The organism is Scytonema sp. PRP1 (genome assembly GCF_036697665.2).
Taxonomy (GTDB): Bacteria; Cyanobacteriota; Cyanobacteriia; order Cyanobacteriales; family Nostocaceae; genus Kalymmatonema; species Kalymmatonema gypsitolerans.
In genome coordinates, this window is the sequence record NZ_JBAHYJ020000087.1 from 183,502 (window position 1) to 203,262 (window position 19,761).

The 19,761-nt window shown below is 44.7% G+C and carries 11 protein-coding genes and 2 pseudogenes; 8 read left to right on the forward strand and 5 right to left on the reverse strand.

What is annotated here, in order from left to right; all coding sequences use genetic code 11:
* Nucleotides 1-73 precede the first annotated feature (73 nt).
* On the reverse strand, nt 74-3,364 hold the full coding sequence (locus V5G28_RS22755) for an FHA domain-containing protein (RefSeq protein WP_332987729.1): 3,291 nt from the start codon (nt 3,362-3,364) through the stop codon (nt 74-76).
* A 426-nt stretch (nt 3,365-3,790) separates the two neighbouring features.
* Here V5G28_RS22755 and V5G28_RS22760 point away from each other — a divergent pair, with 426 nt between their 5' ends.
* Nucleotides 3,791-4,549 carry a DUF928 domain-containing protein gene (locus tag V5G28_RS22760; protein ID WP_332987730.1) on the forward strand — a complete coding sequence of 253 codons (759 nt, stop codon included), beginning with the start codon at nt 3,791-3,793 and terminating at the stop codon, nt 4,547-4,549.
* 399 nt (nt 4,550-4,948) lie between these two features.
* Here V5G28_RS22760 and ribBA read toward each other — a convergent pair whose 3' ends face one another.
* Nucleotides 4,949-6,637 carry a bifunctional 3,4-dihydroxy-2-butanone-4-phosphate synthase/GTP cyclohydrolase II gene (ribBA, locus tag V5G28_RS22765; protein WP_332987731.1) on the reverse strand — a complete coding sequence of 563 codons (1,689 nt, stop codon included), beginning with the start codon at nt 6,635-6,637 and terminating at the stop codon, nt 4,949-4,951.
* A gap of 238 nt (nt 6,638-6,875) precedes the next feature.
* On the opposite strand from ribBA, the gene argC reads away from it, so the two are divergent.
* Together argC and V5G28_RS22780 are read left to right on the forward strand one after the other, a co-directional pair.
* On the forward strand, nt 6,876-7,934 hold the full coding sequence (argC, locus tag V5G28_RS22770) for an N-acetyl-gamma-glutamyl-phosphate reductase (protein WP_332987732.1): 1,059 nt from the start codon (nt 6,876-6,878) through the stop codon (nt 7,932-7,934).
* A 433-nt stretch (nt 7,935-8,367) separates the two neighbouring features.
* A pseudogene (locus tag V5G28_RS22780) lies at nt 8,368-8,787 on the forward strand (type II toxin-antitoxin system VapC family toxin).
* A 352-nt stretch (nt 8,788-9,139) separates the two neighbouring features.
* Here V5G28_RS22780 and V5G28_RS36830 read toward each other — a convergent pair.
* From V5G28_RS36830 to tnpA, 3 genes and pseudogenes are all read right to left on the reverse strand, one after another.
* Nucleotides 9,140-9,205, reverse strand: a pseudogene (locus V5G28_RS36830) (hypothetical protein); the annotation flags it as partial.
* A 374-nt stretch (nt 9,206-9,579) separates the two neighbouring features.
* Nucleotides 9,580-10,860: a phosphopyruvate hydratase gene (eno, locus tag V5G28_RS22790; RefSeq protein ID WP_332987783.1), complete on the reverse strand. Its 1,281-nt coding sequence runs from the start codon at nt 10,858-10,860 to the stop codon at nt 9,580-9,582.
* Nucleotides 10,861-11,282: 422 nt separating this feature from the next.
* On the reverse strand, nt 11,283-11,693 hold the full coding sequence (tnpA, locus tag V5G28_RS22795; RefSeq protein ID WP_096567176.1) for an IS200/IS605 family transposase: 411 nt from the start codon (nt 11,691-11,693) through the stop codon (nt 11,283-11,285).
* Nucleotides 11,694-11,725: 32 nt separating this feature from the next.
* Between tnpA and V5G28_RS22800 the strand changes: the two genes are divergently transcribed.
* The 5 genes from V5G28_RS22800 (at nt 11,726) to clpB (ending at nt 19,573) form a co-directional block, all read left to right on the forward strand.
* On the forward strand, nt 11,726-12,982 hold the full coding sequence (locus tag V5G28_RS22800; RefSeq protein WP_332987784.1) for an RNA-guided endonuclease InsQ/TnpB family protein: 1,257 nt from the start codon (nt 11,726-11,728) through the stop codon (nt 12,980-12,982).
* A gap of 386 nt (nt 12,983-13,368) precedes the next feature.
* Nucleotides 13,369-13,998 carry a 4Fe-4S single cluster domain-containing protein gene (locus tag V5G28_RS22805; RefSeq protein ID WP_096567180.1) on the forward strand — a complete coding sequence of 210 codons (630 nt, stop codon included), beginning with the start codon at nt 13,369-13,371 and terminating at the stop codon, nt 13,996-13,998.
* A gap of 149 nt (nt 13,999-14,147) precedes the next feature.
* Entirely contained in the window at nt 14,148-14,582 is a 435-nt protein-coding gene (gene gloA, locus V5G28_RS22810) for a lactoylglutathione lyase (RefSeq protein ID WP_332987734.1), read from the forward strand.
* Nucleotides 14,583-14,605: 23 nt separating this feature from the next.
* A complete protein-coding gene (locus V5G28_RS22815; protein ID WP_332987735.1) occupies nt 14,606-16,411 on the forward strand; it encodes an iron uptake porin in 1,806 nt (601 codons plus the stop codon).
* Nucleotides 16,412-16,903: 492 nt separating this feature from the next.
* Nucleotides 16,904-19,573: an ATP-dependent chaperone ClpB gene (gene clpB / locus V5G28_RS22820; protein WP_332987736.1), complete on the forward strand. Its 2,670-nt coding sequence runs from the start codon at nt 16,904-16,906 to the stop codon at nt 19,571-19,573.
* Nucleotides 19,574-19,761: the final 188 nt, after the last annotated feature.

A 19,761-nucleotide genomic window follows, 5' to 3' on the forward strand; every position in this document is an offset into this window, starting at 1 on the left:
TGGCTCAAAAGTCAAAAACGCCGCCGCCCAAAGCCCAAGGCGAAAGTATGGACTTTGAACGGCGGCAATATCTTTAAAGTTGAGTCACAGCTGCAGCTTGCCCTAAACTTTCTTGAAGACGATGACTGACCATTTCTAAGACATTGATCGCGAGTGGTGGATTATGTGAAAGCGCCGCCTCGAAGTCTTTTGCCTTGATAGCTAAGGCTCGAGTCTTTTCCGCTACTGCTACGACTGTTACCACATAATAGCTGTGGGTCAGGACTTCTAGTTCACCTATAGTCTGCCCACGCAGAATCGTCTGATTATTCGCTGTATTGCCTGAGAGTACCATTGCCTCGCCATCAATCAGGACTATGAGTTCAACAGCAGTGGCTCCCATCCGGCAAATTTCTTCTTGCGGCTGATATTCCCGCACAGTTGCATTGCGAGCAAGTTCAATCAAAACATTTGCCTTCAGCCCTTGGAAGAAACTGCTGTCATATAGCCATAACAGCTTTTCTAGAGTTCCTGCTGAGTGGGCGATCGCCTGATCTTGTGCGGGTTGCATTTGCCATTGCACAAGGATAACCAAGTCATCTCCACTGCTGAGGCGAATAATTTCTCCCTGTTTGAGTTGCTTTTGCTGGTCGTGAATATTTTCTTTACCAATACGCAGACCATTGCTGCTTCCCAAATCTTTAACACTCACTCCTGTTTCATCTAAATAAAATATGGCGTGCTGTCGGGAAACACGGTTATCCAAAATCACAATATCATTCTCATGTCCTCGTCCGACTTGAATTGTCGGCTGTTGGAAAACCCGCCTTTCTGTGCGTCCCATGACTTTGATCTGAACAATCAAAGTCGGTACATGATCCTGCTGCTTCTGGTGCTGACTTTGACCAAGAATGCTTCGAGCTGTTTCTTGTACGAGTGAATCTTTATTTTGCTTAACATTCAGTATTTGACGAGCATACTGCATACCAACAGCATGATTCTGCTGATACAACGCATAAAGACTGGCGGCTTGCACTAAGGGATCTAAGTCCTCTAAGAGTTCGACCAAGACTTGATGAATTGCTTCTGAACGAGATAGACGCATATTCGTTAAAGGATTGGTCACATCCAGAGAATAGCGTTTTTTTTGTGGGTCCTGATGAATGTTCGCGTCAATACCAAGTTGTGTAGATATTTGCAGAGGCGGGCTGAGCTGGTCTTGTTGTCGTAATGAAGCGAGAACTCTAGGATTTAAACGCTTTTGCCAGCTTGGCTGCTCATCGTTGACTTCGAGAATTTCTGCAATCACATTTGCCGCCAGTACACCTGTTGAACGAGCAATATTGAGAGCTTCCGGAGATTCTTTTAAAAATTCTAAGATGCGCAGTAACTGGGTGGCAATCAGTTTTTTCTTTTCCTGCACTGCTTTGCGTAGCAAAACATAAACAGGTGCTTGAGGGTTTCCTACTGAGTTGTACAGGATCTGATCGCGTACTGCCAATTCTTGCAACTGAGCCAAAAGTGTTTCTGCTGTCCGCAGTAGTACGCCGTTTTGATTAAACATTTCAGCTAAAACTTGTTCCTGTTCATCTACAGTAATCGCATACTCCTGTCTCAATGCCTGGATTTGCTTTTGCTTGCGATCAATTACCTCTGGTAGAGGTATCCCTCTTTCCACCATTTTTTGGATCAGCAAATCTAACGCCCGCCGATAGCTTTCAATACGCAATTTATTTTCGCGGGTGGGTTGCTTTTGCGGAGTGAGTAAGGTTGGGTCTTCCACCTCAAGTTCTGCTAAAACAGAGTAATGGTCCTCATCGGTGACGTTCAATTGGTTTCGCAAATCCTTGAGGGCTTGTAAACTCTCTCCATAAGTCACATTCCCCTCTTCTAAAGCATCACGCAAAACTCCTTGGTACACTCGCACTTGGTCTACACGTCTAAAACCCGGGAGGACTTTTGCCAAAACGTATACCTCATCGGGAATCAGGTCTTGCAATGAACGTCCTTCAAGCAACTTAGACCAATCTACTGCTAGTTTGTTCAACTGTCGGCGCAAACTATTTGCCAGACTTTCACGAGCATAACGCTCTTTGCTACCCCCTAAACTGCGCTCCAGCCATAAGCTACTGACGAGCACGCTGAGTATGTTGAATCCGATGATTAGCCAATTTGGCAGTGGGTTTAAAATCGGGCGAATGCCAAAGATAAAAAAGACATTAAAGGATACAAAAGTACACAAGACAAAACAGACGTGCAGGACTTGTTCTTCATTGAGGTATTTGTTTTTCTTTTTCAGATAAGCTCTATAAAGTCTTTCTAAAAATTCGCATCCTAAATAGCTAGCAGCGCAAAAAACAGCGAGTGTGAGGGGAGCTGCAATGATCTTGGGAATCGGAATTGGGCGATCAAAGATGTAAAATCCTGGCCCCAAGAGTGTGCTTAAGGGATTTTGGTCATACAGCCATCCACCAGAAAAATAATATTCCCAGTTCCCAGAATACAAGTAAAAAAAGACGTAGTATCCCACCAGCAAACCGAAGTAACCGTAAAAGACTAGCTTCTGATCTGGTCTGGTAATTCCTTCCCAATAAGAACGCTCTGCGTCAATATCAATACAAGGAGATTGGCAACTGACACAGGCACTCTTCTCGTTACCAGAACTATCAACTGTCCTACAAGTTGACTGAGTTATACTTTGTGGCGGCTGGAGGTGAGCTTCGCTGCCTAGTAAGCCCCGTCGTCCTGTGAAAAACATTTGTACAGGTGCCATTGGGCAAAAATACTGACACCAGCTTTTTCCTTTGTAAAGAAAACCCACAGTAATGGCTGAGGCGATCGTAAATAGCAGGAAAAACCCCATCACGATGCGATCGCCATTCACAAACAAAATGCGGATATTTAATCCCAAGTAAAATAAACCAAATTGCATGAATAGGTAATTGCGACCTAGCCAAGACTCTTTTTCTATACCTGCCAATTCCGAACGAACGCTACCTGTATCTGAGTAAACCGTTTTGCGTTTGCGTTGGATTCCTAGCGCCCTTGGAATCTGGGAGAAGAAATACAATGGACAAATCCGCCGCCAAAATTCATGACCGAACACCAGCAAAATAACGATCGCACTTGGAATAACGACTGTCCAAAAGATGCGTGCGCCGATACTGTAGGGTTGTTTTGATAAACAAGCTCCCTGAACTTTCAAGCAATTTGATGCATCTACGTACTTGTTGGCATCAAGATCAACAGAACTGACGAAACCACTGGGATTTGTCAACCAAGGTGAAATTGGATCGTAAAATAAAGAGAAGATTAGCATCAGCCAGCCGATAGCAAGCAGCCACCTGATGAAGTGCATCTTTGTTTCTGAAACTTGACTAATCATTGTTTTGGCTTCTATATGTAGCTATGTTGGTACTAATCACCTATCAAAAATGCCCTCGGTGCCAACGCTGCTCGGTAAAAATCAATTCAGCGTGCTTAAAGGTGTGAGGGTTTGATATTGTAGTATTACGGTTAACTAACCGCAATTTCTCTTACGTGTCAAGTTGCAAAATGACAGTAAAGTATAAATCTTTTAATAGTTGTTCATGAATATTGCTAACTTTCTACAAAATATTGCTAAAATTCCATAGCAGCAAGTAATAGTACGCTTTGGGAGACGTCAGAGCAAAAGTTTGAGATGCATAATCTCTAAGGAACTCCCCGTATAATACTTATAGCTAATAATATTGTTAGCTAAAAAACGTATGGTGGAGTAAGCTTTTTTTTAGCATCTACCACCAAGGTTTTCACCTTACCAGTGATTCTTATGAAGACCTTTTTACAAGACCGCTCTTTAACAGCAGCCACCTTGACTGCCGCCTTAGGGTTATCGTCTGTCCTGATCGCTTTTACACCTGCAGAAGCTCGGATAACATTCAAGGCTCCAACTGCTTTAGGAATACCAGCTAGACGTGTCGCTGGTGCTGCACGGGATAGTCAATGCCTAACAGATACAAATAGTAAGCGTCTAACAGCTATAATGCCTCAGAGTAACGTAGGGTTAACAACAGTAGCAAATCCCGTGTTGCTATTTTATGTTCCTAAAACCTCTACGCAAGCAGCACTAGAACTGGTAATCTTGGACGAGAATAAAAATAATGTTGTAAGTAAGCAGTCTTATAAACCGAGTGGCAAAGCTGGAGTTGTCAGTATTCCTGTAACTACGGCATCACTAGAAGTAGGGAAGCAGTATCGTTGGTCATTCTCAGTGATTTGCGATGCCAAAGCACGTTCCCATGATCGCGTCGTCGATGGAGCCATCAAACGCATTCAACCGCAAGCTCAACTGGCAACACAACTCAAAAATGCTAGCCCACAACAGCTTCCCCATTTGTATGCAAACGCTGGAATTTGGCAAGACAGTATTGCCAGCCTAGCCAGTTTGCGTACCTCTCGTCCCAATGATCCAGAATTAAAAGCTGATTGGGAAGCATTGTTAAAGACACAGGGTACAGAACTCGCTGAAGTGGTGAGTGCCCCGTTCCTGCAAGGGCAAGAAGCACCACAACTTTTATCGACAAGGTAGGGGTAATGCCAAGGTGAGATTGTGAGGAACGATGCTGCAAAGCAGCCGCTACGCCAACACAGATCACGAAAAAGCATCATGGTCAGATCACAGACGCGGTTAATCAAACTGTATTGGTTATTAACCACTGTCTCAAATCTTTGCTCCGGCAGGGTAGGCTTGAATTCTCCTTCTAATACCAATTCCTTAACTTAGGGCTACAAATAATTCTCCCCTGCTGTTATGCTGTTATGCTGTTGTGCTGTTGTACTCCTCTGCTCCCTGCTACCAATTTGTAGCAACCTGAAAGTGAAATGGTATAAAAGGTTGTCGGCGAATTATGAAAACTTTTCATTGTAGGGTGGGCATTGCTCACCCTACTACATTATTGCCAACAGTATCGTTTAAGGCAGCGAAAGCTCAATTAGACCGACTAAAACTATAAATCTTTTGCGTGCCCAACTGCTCACAACAAATAGACGAAGGCAATGTCCCTAGGGGGAACGTCTGTCGATCCAATTGCACTTGCAGGTTACTCAAAGGATCAACCCCTGGTGACATCAGAAATTCTAGCTTTTCAATGTCAGGTAAACTGACGAGTTGATCCAAGATTTGACTAATCGCCTGTACGTAAGGATGACCTTTCTGCTGATACCAGTCGTGTGTTGCAACGTTCGCTTGATCGAAACCCAAGTGTACGATTAACGATGGCTTATCAAACAGGGCGATCGCCAACGGACGTGCTTCTTCCTGTAACAATAAGTCATGACTTTTCGCTAAATGCCGTAATTTTTCTAAGCGTTCGTAGCGTTCCGTCACTGCTTCGGGATCATCTTGCCAGTTGATCGCCACTGTCACCAGATAAGTCTGCAACAGCATATGACCCAGCTTTTTCGCTTTTGTTGTTAGGTAATAAGAATTGTAGTCGTTTGCTTCAATTAACAACGGCACGCGATCCACAACTTCCAACTTGTATCCCTTCAACCCAGCAATTTTACGGGGATTATTGGTAATCAAGCGAATCTTATGCACCCCCAAATCCATCAGCATTTGCGCTCCCATACCGTAGTCTCGCAAATCAGCGGGGAATCCCAATCGCTCATTCGCTTCTACGGTATCGAGTCCCAAATCCTGTAACGAGTAAGCCTTCAACTTATTAATCAGCCCAATTCCCCGTCCTTCTTGCCGCAGGTAAACGACAACACCATGTCCGGCATTTTCAATCATTTTCAGTGCTGCTTGTAACTGCATCCGACAGTCGCAGCGCAAAGAACCCAAAGCATCTCCCGTGAGGCATTCGGAATGCATCCGCACCATAACTGGGTTGTCTTGAAATTCAGCAGGATTCCCCTTGACAATTGCAACGTGTTCTGTATTATCAAGAGTATGGCGGTAAGCGTAGATTTGAAAAACACCAAACTGGGTGGGTAAATCAGCAACAGTTTCGCGCTTAATCAGGCGATCGTGCTGGAGGCGGTAACTAATTAAGTCCGCGATACTAATAATTTTCAGATTGTGCTGTTTGGCGTAGGAAATCAACTGGGGTAACCGCGCCATCGAACCGTCGGAGTTTTGAATCTCACAAATGACGCCAGCAGGGTATAATCCAGCCAATCGGGCTAAATCAACAGCAGCTTCTGTATGTCCTGCCCGTTTGAGTACGCCTCCTTCCTTGGCGCGAATGGGAAAAATATGACCGGGACGACGCAAATCTAATGGTTGTGTTGCTGGGTTAATAGCAACCTGGATCGTCCGGGCGCGATCTTCTGCTGAAATGCCAGTACTTACCCCTAGGTGAGGTCCAGCGTCAATACTGACGGTGAAAGCAGTTTGGTTGGTGTCGGTAATGTTAGTCACCATCAATGGCAAGTCTAATTCATCCAGGCGATCGCCCGTCATTGCCAGACAAATGAGCCCTCGGGCTTCCACTGCCATAAAATTAATGATGTCAGGGGTAGCAAATTGAGCAGCACAAATCAGGTCGCCTTCATTTTCTCGATTTTCGTCATCCACCACCACAATCTGGCGACCAGCTTTCAAGTCAGCCAAGGCGGCGTCAATCGAGTCAAATACAAAGCTTGGGTTTAAGGTCGTGTTAAGCTGCGACACAGAGAATTTCCAGCTACCAAACGTAAATTTTTTTTAATAAATCCTTGTTTTTGATTGTAGCTCTTTTGGAATATTGCAGAAGCACCAGAAGCAAAGATTCGGTAACATACCGATAAATATCTGCGGCTAAAGTAGGATTTATGATCGCTCTTGGTAGTAACAGTGAAACAGCAATAAGCCTTTAGCGGCAGAATACTGGTAATGACAGTTGTCCAGATTCAAAAAGGATTTTATAGTTATGGGTAATTTTAGACGCGTACCCGTTGGGATTGTTGGCGCGTCAGGCTACGGCGGAGTTCAGTTAGTGCGACTATTGATGGATCATCCAGAAGTCGAACTGGTTTACTTAGGTGGAGAGAGTAGCGCAGGAAAACCGTTGGCGGATCTCTACCCGCATCTGGCTCATATAATTAACCAACAGATTGAGCCTGTTGACCCAGAAACAATTGCAGGGCGTTGTGAGGTAGTTTTTCTGTCTTTGCCAAATGGTCTGGCTTGCAAGATGGCTCCGCAACTCTTGGAAAAAGGATGTAAAGTCCTCGATCTGAGTGCCGACTATCGCTTTAGCGATTTAACAACTTACACAAGCTGGTATGGTGTCCAGAGAACAGATCTTGCAACCGCAGCACAGTCCGTTTATGGATTACCAGAACTGTACCGCGATCGCATTGCAGAAGCACAACTCATAGGCTGTCCTGGTTGCTACCCCACCGCTAGCCTCCTGGCACTTTCACCACTCCTCAAGCAAGGGCTGATTGTCCCAGAAACAGCCATAGTTGATGCCAAATCAGGCACATCTGGCGGCGGGCGTCAAGCGAAAGTCAATATGTTACTTGCCGAGGCAGATAACTCCTTGGGTGCTTACAATGTTGCCCGTCATCGCCACACGCCAGAAATAGAGCAGATTTGCAGTGATTTGGCGGGACACGAAGTCACCATCCAATTTACACCACACCTGATTCCGATGGTGCGGGGCATCTTAGCAACAGTGTATGCTACGCTACGGGATCCTGGTTTGGTGCGAGATGACTTAATCACCATTTACCGAGCCTTTTACCGTAACTCTCCTTGGGTGACAGTTTGTGATCCAGGAGTTTACCCCCAAACTAAATGGGCAGGCGGCAGTAACCTATGTTACATAGGCATAGAAGTTGACCCCCGTACTGGTCGGGCGATCGTCATGTCAGTGATCGATAACTTAATCAAAGGGCAGGCGGGTCAAGCCATCCAGTGCCTCAATATTATGATGGGCTGGGATGAGACACTGGGCTTGCCAAAATTGGGGTTTTATCCGTAATTGGGGATAAGGGAGATGAGGAGGATGAGGAGGATGAGGGAGAAACTTTTAATGCGTGAATTTTGAATTTTGAATTTTGAATTGATTTCTCCCCTATCTCCCTCATCTCCCCCTGCTTCCCCTGCACCGGGTGCTCCCCCTGCTGCCCATTTGTATTTACCTTAAAGTGAAACGGTATAAGATGGGAGTTCAGTTTAGAGGAGCTTCACTTGATGACTTTACAAGAAATTATTAATTCTATTAACACTTTGTCCACAGAAGAACGGGACTATTTATTTGAGTTTCTGCGGAAAAAAAAGGAGGAATCTAGAGGAGATAATTTTTGGGAGGGATTACAAAAATTTAGAAAGGTAATCGAAAGCGAGGGGATTATCTTTACTGATGAGGATTTCGCTGATTTACGAGATCCTAGTGTGGGAAGAGAAATTGATCTATGCTCTGGAAATTCTTATTTGATACCAATATTCTTTCAGAACCAGCACGTCCTATTCCTAATGCCAATGTTTTGCACAAACTAGATATTCATAAGTTAGAACTTGTCGTTAAGAGTGTTATTGTTCATGATCTTCTACATGGTTGTTTGCGGTTGCCATAATCTAAGCGGCGAGAGTTTCTTTGGAATTATATTCATGAGTTTATCTTAAATTTACCAGTCTTTGGTTATGACTTAAAGACGGCACAATGGCACGCTCAAGAAAGGGCTAGATTATGCAAGATTGGTAAAACTCCTGCTTTTGTAGATGGTCAAATTGCGAGTATTGCTTACAGTAATAATTGAATTTTGGTAACTAATAATGTTTCTGATTTTGAGTTTTTTAATGATTTAAGGGTTGAAAATTGGTTTATTAAGTAGAGTAACCAAATTAAACGTAAAATGTCATTGCGACCGAAACGCAGTGTGGGGAAGCAATCTCATCAGAATTACAGCAGAATTCAGGAGTCAGGAGTCAGGAGTCAGAAGTAAACTTGGCTCTATATCTGGCTTTTGAGTTGAAAACCTGTACCTCATAAACCTGCAATCTGCTGTATGTTTTTGACTGGTTCCCAGCCTCCAGGCTGGGAACCCATCCACCGGAGGCTCCGCCTCCACCAGGCAAAACTTGCTTCGGCAGAGCCTCTCGAAATACATTCCCAGCTTTTGGGCTGGAAACGAGGCAAATGTTTTCCTTGCTTGTTGGCGATACCCATGATTGCGTCTGTTGCTTTGCGCGATCGCCCAGTTCATCCTCAATTCGTAGCAAACGGTTGTATTTTGCTACCCGTTCGCTGCGACGATAGAATTAGGTGGCTTGCTTTGGACAGGAGATAAAAAACTTAAAGAGGGGTTGCAAAGGAAGGGTTTTGTCCAGTTATTCGATCTGAATAATGAGTAAGAGCACTATGACCCTTTGTGACCAAATCAGTGAACAGTACCAGCCGCAGTTATCAGATAACGGGAGCACAATTGAGCTGTTCACATTCCGGGTCTTGCCCCCAAATTGATTTGTGGAAAAAAAGAAAAGTTATTCCGCCTTAAAATCCCCAGCAATTCATTCATGGGGATTAACTGGTAACTGATAACTGATAACTGTTCACTAAACAATGCAAGCCGATGCATTAACAATGTATCGACTTGCGTTTAGATATAACTGTCACCAAGCTGCTCTTACTTCGGTCCTAATCCCGCAGCACCGGCATAAACAGCGCGATCGCCTAATTCATCCTCAATTCGTAGCAAACGGTTGTATTTTGCTACCCGTTCGCTGCGACACAGGGAACCCGTTTTGATTTGACCGGCACGAGTTGCGACTGCTAAATCAGCAATAGTTGTGTCTTCTGTTTCTCCAGAACGATGGCTGATGATTGACCGGAAACCGCTGCGAGTTGCCAAGTCAATTGTTTGCAGCGTTTCTGTCAGCGAACCAATTTGATTAAGTTTAATCAAAATCGCGTTACCAGCTTTGGTCTCAATTCCTTTTTGCAAGCGCGTGACGTTGGTGACAAACAAGTCATCCCCTACCAACTGCACGCGGGAACCTAACTTCTGAGTCAGTAACTGCCAATTTTGCCAATCTTCCTCATGCAAGCCATCCTCAATTGACACAATCGGGTATTGGTCAACCAGTTGCCCGAGGTAGTCAACAAACTCAGCAGGAGAGTGAGGTTTGCCATCGTAGACATACTGCCCATCTTTGTAAAATTCACTTGCAGCAACATCCAACGCCAAAGCCACTTGTTCACCCGGTTTGTACCCAGCCTTCTCAATCGCCGCCACCAGCAATTCCAAAGCCACCTGATTTGACTCCAAATTGGGGGCAAAGCCGCCTTCATCCCCCACACCAGTCAATAAACCTTTCTCATCCAACACAGAACTGAGGGTGGCAAACACCTCCGCACCCCAACGCAATGCTTCCCGGAAAGAAGGTGCGCCAACGGGGACAATCATAAACTCTTGAAAATCCACGTTATTAGCTGCGTGCGCACCACCATTAATCAAATTCATCAGCGGTACAGGTAACAAATTCGCGAGTGGACCGCCTAAGTACCGATAAAGGGGAATTCCCAAGGACTCAGCACCGGCTTTGGCTGCTGCCAGGGAAACCGCTAAAATCGCATTAGCGCCAAGCTGGGATTTGTTAGGAGAACCATCCAAGGCAATCATCGTGCGATCGAGCAATTCCTGGTTGAGGGCATCCAAGTCTATCAATTTTGGAGCAAGTGCTTCTTTAACGTTTTGCACCGCCTTGAGTACGCCCTTACCCCCGTAACGCGCCTTATCCTGATCGCGCAGTTCGTGCGCTTCAAAAGTGCCAGTAGACGCACCACTGGGAACCTGCGCCAATCCTACAACACCGTTGACCAAATGCACTTCTGCTTCAACTGTTGGTCTACCGCGAGAGTCAAGAATTTCGCGGGCGACAATAGCTTCTATGGCAGTGTCAAACATTTGTTCTTCGTCCTTTGTCATTTGTTCTTTGTTCTTCGTCCTTTGTCATTACTCTTTTGTTAAGGAATAATGACAAATGGCTAATAGTCCAATGGTTAACCCGAGAATCTAGCATAGGGCGTTTAAGTGACTTTATAGGCTGAGATTAAGGAAGATTTCCAGCGATATGGTCTATCTAAGTCTGGGATCAACAGGAGATTGGCAGAAAAAATATGGACTTGTGAGGCAAAACCCCTCTTGCAAAAGCAGATTTTTGTCTATGAAACCACAGATAAACACAGATGCACACCGATAAATTATCTGCGTCCATCTGTGTCCATCTGTGCTTCCAACTAAATGTCGGTAGGGGTCTCCTGTTATACCCGCGCGTGTTAGCGGGAGGGGAATACCGACCAGTTAATAAACTGAGCGATAGCGAATCATTATTCAGGTGTTGCTTGTTGCTCAACATACTTTTTAAGTTGTTCAACAGTTACTCCTCCGCAACTAGCGACAAAATACGAACCAGTCCAGAAAACGGGTTTGCAGTAAATTTTGTCTAGATAGTCACCAAACTCTTTGCGGATCAGGCGGCTGGAAACGGTCTTTAGATTAGCAATAAACTTACTCAGTTCAATTTGAGGATGATAGCGAATTAGTAGATGTACATGATCATCCTCCCCGTTAAACTCTAGCAGTGTTGTTTCCCATTTGGAACAAGTTTCATCAAAAATAGTAGCAAGTCTACTATGAATATCTTTATTGATGACTTTCTTTCGGTACTTTGTAACAAATACTATATGAGCGGCAAGAGAGTATACAGACCTAAAACCCTTATCGTATAGACTTGTCATAATTAGCGGTAAGTTTTAAAATAGCAATTAGGATTTTAACTTACAGCTACAAAATCAAACCTAATGCAGAACAAGAAGCGGCAATGCTCCACACACTGGAGCTATTACGTCGCCATTGGAATTATGCACTTGGTCAGCGTTTAGATTGGCTGCGACGAACTCGTTGTCAACTAGACCGATGTAGCCTTGTAAGCGAGCCTATCGGGGAAATTCCTGTTTCTGTCAACTACTACACTCAACAAGCTGATTTAAAGCAAACCAAGGAACTGTTCCCAGAGTACAAAAACATCTGGGCAGAATTACAGCAGGTTAATCTGCAACGGTTAAATAAAGCATGGGAACGTTGGTTATTCCCAGATAAATCAGGGAAACGAGGCGGGAGACCCAAATACAAGAAAATTGGAGAATTACGGTCATTTGTTTACCCGCGAGTTAACTGCCCAAAAGCTGCAGCATATCTCAATAACAGCATTTTAAAGCTCTCAAAAATAGGGGAAATGCGAATTATTGTGCATCGCCCTATTCCGGATGGTTTTACTTTAAAGACCTGTACGATTGTCCACAAAGCTGATGGTTGGTATGCCTGTATTTCTATGGCGGACGACACCATACCAGAGCCACTACCGCTCGAACAAGTCAAGACATCTGTTGGCGTTGATGTAGGGTTGAAGGAGTTTCTTGTTACGTCCGAAGGTGAAACAGTCCCAATTAAGCAACACTATCGGAAAGCCCAGTCTCACCTAGCTCGTCAGCAACGCTTCTTGGCACGCAAGCAGAAAGGATCTAGAGGGTTTACTGCTCAACAGAACAAAATAAGCAGAATCCACCAACGTATTGGTAGGCAGCGCAAAGATTTTCATTACAACACAGCACACAAACTGGCAAAAAAGTATGATTTAATTGCGGTTGAAGAATTGAATATCAAGGGACTTGCGCGTACACGATTGAGCAAGTCAATTCTAGATGCAGCCTGGGGTCAGTTCATCACAATTCTGGAATCAGTGGCAGTCAAATGCGGAGTCCGAGTAGTGAAAGTAAGTCCTCATGGTATAACCCAGAATTGCTCTAAATGTGGCGCGAAAGTACCGAAAACCCTCTCTATCCGATTGCATGAGTGCGATAAATGTGGACTGCAAATGGATAGAGACCAAAATGCCGCTCTGAACATTAAGGAGCGAGCATTAAGCGAGGTGGGACTCATTTTGCCTGCTGGTGGAGGCTTAGTCAATAGACAGCCCGTGAAGCCAGAAGCTTGGGGTTTGAATGGAGTGCAGCTCTCTCTATTTTAATCTTGAGAAGCTCCCGTTGTTATAGCGCAAGCTTAACGGGAGAGAACGTCACATACTAAACGCGGATTTTTGCGACCAGTCGAATGAAATTTTCCTAGGCTAGGCACTGCCGACTATATCTACACCTTTTTTACTCCCTTCCCGCCCTAAGAATACCTAATGTAACGAACCGCGAAGGCACGTAAGCGCAAAGCGTGCCGCTAGGCATACGCGCAGCGTCTCCGTCAGGAGAAGGACACGAAGAAAGAAAAGACGAAGGTTCGGTAATCTTATAGCGGGAAGGGAGTAGTCAGCAATGCCGATTCTACTCTAGTTCCTCAAAAGTTCCTCAAATTTTCCCTCTAGCCTGCAAGTAAATCCTTCCCCAACATAGAGAGAGAAAAACAATGACCCAAAAGAAAACTAACCCTTACCCAGCTTTGATGGAAATTCCCGCCGGATACCTCAACATTATGGGCTATATCGATGAATCAGAGGTGAATGGTCCTGGATGTCGTGCTGTTGTTTGGGTGCAAGGGTGTTTGCGGGAGTGTCCTGGTTGTTTTAATACTGAATCCTGGTCATTTGAAATGAATCAATTGATATCCGTTGACAGCCTTGCGGAAAAAATTCTTAGCAATCCTCGCAATCAAGGAGTGACATTTTCTGGAGGGGAACCCTTTTGGCAAGCCCCTGCATTGGCTGCTGTTGCACGCAAGGTAAAAGCGGGTGGATTGAATGTGATGTCTTTTTCTGGTTTTACTTTGGAACAGTTACAATCCCAGTATCCACCAGCTGGCGCTCAAGACTTATTGGAACAGTTGGACATCCTGATTGATGGTCCTTACATCGAGTCGCTAGCAATTAACTCACCTGATTCTCCTGTTTCGTCCAGCAATCAACGGGTTCACGTCTTTAATCCCGCCTTAGAAGACCAGATTACCTGGGCAAGCGACCAAATAGAAGTTCATATTTTCAAAGATGGTAGCCGTCTGATCACTGGCTACCGAGGAGGGTTGGAGTTGTCTGAGGGATAAGCGGGCAGGGGGCAGGGGGCAGGGCAAGCAAAAGAACAATTATGATTCCCCCTCATCCTCCTCATTCGCCTCATCCTCCCAATATGGAGTCGGTTACCAGATTACAATATTGAGCGGAAGCACAAAAAATTAAGCCAAAGGAGATAATTATGCGACTCCTGCACACGATGCTACGGGTAGGTAATCTTGAGGAATCTCTGAAGTTCTACTGTGATCTTTTGGGAATGAAGCTACTGCGTCAAAAAGATTACCCCGGGGGAGAGTTTACTCTGGCTTTTATTGGCTACGGTGACGAAAGTGAAAATACGGTGCTAGAACTTACTTATAACTGGGGTGTGGAAAAGTATGACTTGGGCGATGCTTACGGTCACATCGCCATTGGTGTTGATGATATTTATGCCACTTGCGAGAACATCAAAAAACTTGGTGGTAAAGTTGTGCGCGAACCAGGACCCATGAAACACGGTTCTACGGTCATTGCTTTTGTGGAAGATCCAAATGGATATAAGGTAGAACTTATTCAACTGAGTAGTCACAGTTCTAGTGTTAAACAAGAAACGGAGCAGCAAATGATTGCTCAGTAAATCTAATTAAAAACATGGGTGTGATGGAGTTCAGCCTAAAGCAATGTCTACGGCAAAGAATTCGTTCTCGAAAATTGTTGGCTAAAAATTTACTCATTTGTGGAATTCTCAGCCAAATTATCTGCTTCCCAAAAGCAGCGAATTCTTTGCCTTCTCTACAGCAGCCAGAAACTGCTATTGCAATTTCTGATCACCAGGATGACCTCGGTGATGGCAAGATACCAGAGAAATTTGAACTGTCTGCGGGTGCAGCAGATAACTTATTTGTGACATCCGCTACAGAATCTGCTGCCTCTGTTGTTTCAAGTTCGTCTCAGGAACCACAATACGAAGACTCCACGCGCCCCGCTAGCAACGGGGAGTTGCGAAAGAACCAGTCATTAACACAATCGCCTGGTGCAAATGAGCCTGGTAATCTTGAGATGAATCCTCAACCGTCACCTCAGCAGCCTGCGGTTTCTGAATTGTCTGATGTTCAACCCACAGACTGGGCTTATCAGGCATTGCGATCGCTCATGGAACGTTATGGTGTCCTCTCTGGTTATCAGGATGGCACTTTTCGTGGTAACCGCCCTGTGTCTCGTTATGAATTTGCTGCTGGCTTGGCGGCTACCTTAGATAAAGTCGATAGCTTGATTGCTAATCGTATTGGCAATCAGTTTATTCAACAAGACTTGATGACTTTACGACGGTTACAAAGAGAATATCGTTCCGCCTTGGATGAATTGCAGCAGAGTGTCAAGAGAATTGGCGATCGCGTCCCTCAACTCGAAGCAAATGAATTTTCGACCACAACAAAACTCCAAGGTCAAGCTATTGTTGCTTCAACACAAGGTAGTCATGCAAACGCTACCATTGTCGCCCGCCTACGGTTAAATCTTTTAACAAGCTTCGACAGCAAAGATTTACTCCTCACTCAGCTAGAAGCTGGTAACAATGGCGATGATGCTATTGGTCGAAAACAAAAGAAGAACTTTAACCTGTTAGGAACGACTGGTTTAATCGCCAATGGTGGCGGACTTGATTATGCGGAAGTTGATGATCGTTTGAAACTCAGACGCTTGTACTACTCGTTTCATCCCGTGTCAGATTTGGCTGTGACTGTTGGGGCAAAAATGTCTCCACGCGATTTTATTGACCGTAACAGATATGCTAACAACGAGGCGATTGATTTTAGTTCCAGCTTTTTTCTCAATAACCCTCTGATTGTCCAAAACCAAATTGACCGAAATGGCGGTGCAGGAGTGGCGCTAGCTTGGAATCCAGGCGGTGGTCAATTGACTTTGCGTTCTCTTTACATCGCCGCTGATGCAAATCTTGTCAATTCAAATGCCAGCGGTGGCTTATTTAAAGATAGATATCAAGCGAGTGCAGAACTGGAATACTCACTTAGCAATCAGTTTGCATTAAGACTACAATATACTAAAGCTGAAATCAACAACACCGACATTAACGCCTTTGGGGTTAATGCCGAATATGCCCTTAATCGAAACATAGGGATTTTTACTCGTGTGGGATTTGGTACTTACCAAGGGTTCAACAACGCCATTAACCAGGATTTAGATTTACATCCCTTTAGTTGGACGGTAGGATTTGGTATTCGTAACCTCCTGCTTCCCGGTACTGTTGGGGGTATCGCCGTTGGTCAACCTTTCATCACTGATGGTCTGGGAAATGCCACTCAGATAAATTATGAGGCATTCTATAATCTGGAGCTAAGCGACAATGTTAGTATTACCCCCACGCTTTCGGTGGTAACAAATGCAGATAACGATAGCTCCAACAACACTATTTGGCAAGGCACCTTCAGAACAGTGATTTCATTTTAAATTAGAGTAGGTTTGTAGTAAGGGCTTAAGCCCTTACTACAAACTTTCGCCAAATTGCAACCGCAGATACAAGCAAATGCACTCCAATGATGGTTGGATATTAATTTGAACAAAGTTGTTGAGTGCAGTCCTTATTTATAATCTTTGATTTAGGTAGGGTGAGTGAATCAGTCTAGAAAAGCGAAGTAACATTTTAGTGTAGTTAAGGTTGAGGTCGAAACCGTGAGTCACAAAAGAACGAACTCAAAAACTAAGATATTGATATTATCTGCCGTTAGCAGATAAAAGTATTTCTAAAGCGTTTGTTAGCAAAATTACTAAGTACGCACTGAGAACGCCAGTAACTCTGGAAACCTTGAGGAATTTAACAGAGGAATCTAACAATTTCTCTTTTGAAACAATAGTACCATCCTTAATTTCGTTGGAGTGCGTTCAAAGAAATACCTACATCCATAGTTTAAAATTCAAAATCTAAAATCCAAAATTGTAAAGATGCAGCCTACAGATCCAAATAAATTTACTGATAAAGCCTGGGAAGCAATTGTCAAATCACAGGATATTGTCCGAGCGTATCAACAACAGCAACTTGATGTCGAACATTTACTGATTGCTTTATTAGAAGAACCTACTGGGCTAGCAACACGCATCCTCGGTCGTTGTGAAGTTGACGCCTTGCGCTTGCAACAGCAACTAGAAGCATTTACCCAACGTCAGCCTAAAGTAGGTAAAGCCGATCAACTCTACCTCGGTCGTAGTTTAGACACATTGCTAGACCGAGCGGAAGAAGCTAGAGCTAGAATGAAAGATTCCTACATATCTATTGAACACTTACTCTTAGCTTTTGTTGAGGATGAACGCATCGGACGAAAGATATTCAAAAGCGTTAACCTAGACACCGCAAAGCTAGAAGCTAGTATTAAAACCGTTCGTGGTAGTCAAAAGGTGACAGACCAAAACCCAGAATCTCGTTATGAAGCTTTGCAAAAGTTTGGCAGAGACTTGACAGAACAGGCAAAAGCTGGTAAGCTAGACCCCGTTATCGGAAGAGATGATGAGATTCGCCGAGTTATACAGGTATTGTCCCGTCGCAGCAAAAATAATCCTGTACTAATTGGTGAACCTGGGGTAGGTAAGACGGCGATCGCCGAGGCGTTGGCACAGCGTATTGTCAATGGCGATGTTCCAGAATCTTTGAAAAATCGCCAACTCATGGCTTTAGATATCGGCAGCTTGATTGCTGGGGCAAAATACCGGGGTGAATTTGAAGACCGCTTGAAATCCGTCCTCAAAGAAGTCACAGAATCGAATGGTCAAATTGTGCTGTTTATTGATGAACTGCACACCGTTGTGGGGACTGGTTCCACCCAACAAGGGGCGATGGATGCAGGAAATTTGCTCAAACCCATGCTGGCGCGGGGAGAACTGCGCTGTATTGGCGCAACCACCTTGGATGAATACCGCAAATATATTGAAAAAGACGCGGCTTTAGAACGGCGTTTTCAGCAAGTCTTTGTCGATCAGCCGAGTGTGGAAAATACAATTTCCATTCTGCGAGGTTTGAAAGAACGCTACGAAGTTCATCACAACGTCAAAATTTCTGATTCGGCGTTGGTAGCAGCAGCAACACTGTCTGCGCGTTACATTTCTGACCGTTTCTTACCAGATAAGGCAATTGACTTGGTGGATGAAGCAGCCGCGCAGTTGAAAATGGAGATTACCTCCAAACCAGCGGAATTGGAAACCATCGACCGACGGTTGATGCAGCTAGAAATGGAAAAGCTGTCTTTGGCAGGAGAAGAGAAAGCTACAGCCCAGACGAAAGAGCGTTTGCTGCGAATTGAGCAAGAAATTGCCAATTTGACGGAAAAACAGCAGGAATTTAATGACCAGTGGCAAGGTGAAAAGCAGCTCTTGGAAGCGATTAGTGCATTAAAGCAAGAAGAAGAAAAGCTGCGGGTGCAAATTGAACAAGCAGAACGCGCCTACGACCTTAACAAAGCTGCTCAGTTAAAGTTTGGCAAGTTGGAGAGTGTCCTGCACGATCGCGAAGCAAAAGAAGTGCAGTTGCTGGAAATTCAAAGTAAAGGGGAAACCCTGCTACGAGAACAGGTGACAGAAGCAGATATTGCGGAAATCGTCGCCAAATGGACGGGAATTCCCGTAAATCGGCTGCTGGAATCTGAACGGCAAAAGTTGCTGCAACTTGAAAATCACCTCCACCAAAAAGTTATTGGACAAGAGGAAGCCGTTTCTGCGGTCTCAGCGGCAATTCGTCGCGCCCGTGCAGGAATGAAAGACCCTGGTCGCCCAATTGGTTCATTCTTGTTTATGGGACCAACAGGAGTTGGTAAAACGGAACTCGCCCGTGCTTTGGCACAGTTTCTCTTTGATTCCGATGACGCCTTGGTGCGTCTGGATATGTCCGAGTATATGGAGAAACACTCAGTTTCCCGCTTGGTGGGTGCGCCTCCGGGATACGTGGGTTACGAAGAAGGCGGTCAACTTTCTGAGGCGATTCGCCGCCGTCCCTATTCGGTGGTGCTGTTGGATGAAGTAGAAAAAGCTCACCCCGATGTGTTCAATATTCTGTTGCAAGTGTTGGATGACGGCAGAATTACGGATTCGCAAGGGCGAACGGTTGATTTTCGGAACACTGTGATTGTGATGACCAGTAACATCGGTAGCGAATATATCTTAGATGTCTCGGGTGATGACTCCAAGTATGAAAAAATGCGCAGCCGGGTAATGGATGCTTTGCGATCGCACTTCCGCCCCGAATTTCTCAACCGCGTTGATGACATTATTCTCTTCCACACCCTCAACCGCAGCGAATTGCGGCAAATCGTCCGCATCCAACTCAACCGAGTGGAAAATCTTCTACAAGAACAAAAAATCTCATTGGAAATATCATCAGCCGCTTGCGATTACTTGGTGGAAGTGGGTTATGACCCAGTATACGGCGCACGTCCCATCAAACGGGCAATTCAGCGAGAAGTCGAAAATCCCGTTGCTACCAAGTTGTTGGAGAACACTTTTGTCCTTGGCGACACGATTGTGATTGACAAGGGCGAACATGGGTTGACATTTAGTAAGAAAGTGGTGGTTAAAGTGCCAGCCCAGCAAAATAAGACCTTCTTAATTGAGGCATCCCAAGAGGTGTGAGCAGTAGCAGGGTGTGTAAGGCGCATTGCTTGATTCACATCCTGCATATCCGTGATATAGCAGGGGACTAGGGACTCGGGACTGGGGACTGGGTGAAAAGTCTTTTTGTGTCTAGGTTTTATCATCTGTTAGCGTCGTACGCACCTTGGCTGTTGCTATATAAGCTACATTATTCCAAGCTGTATTCT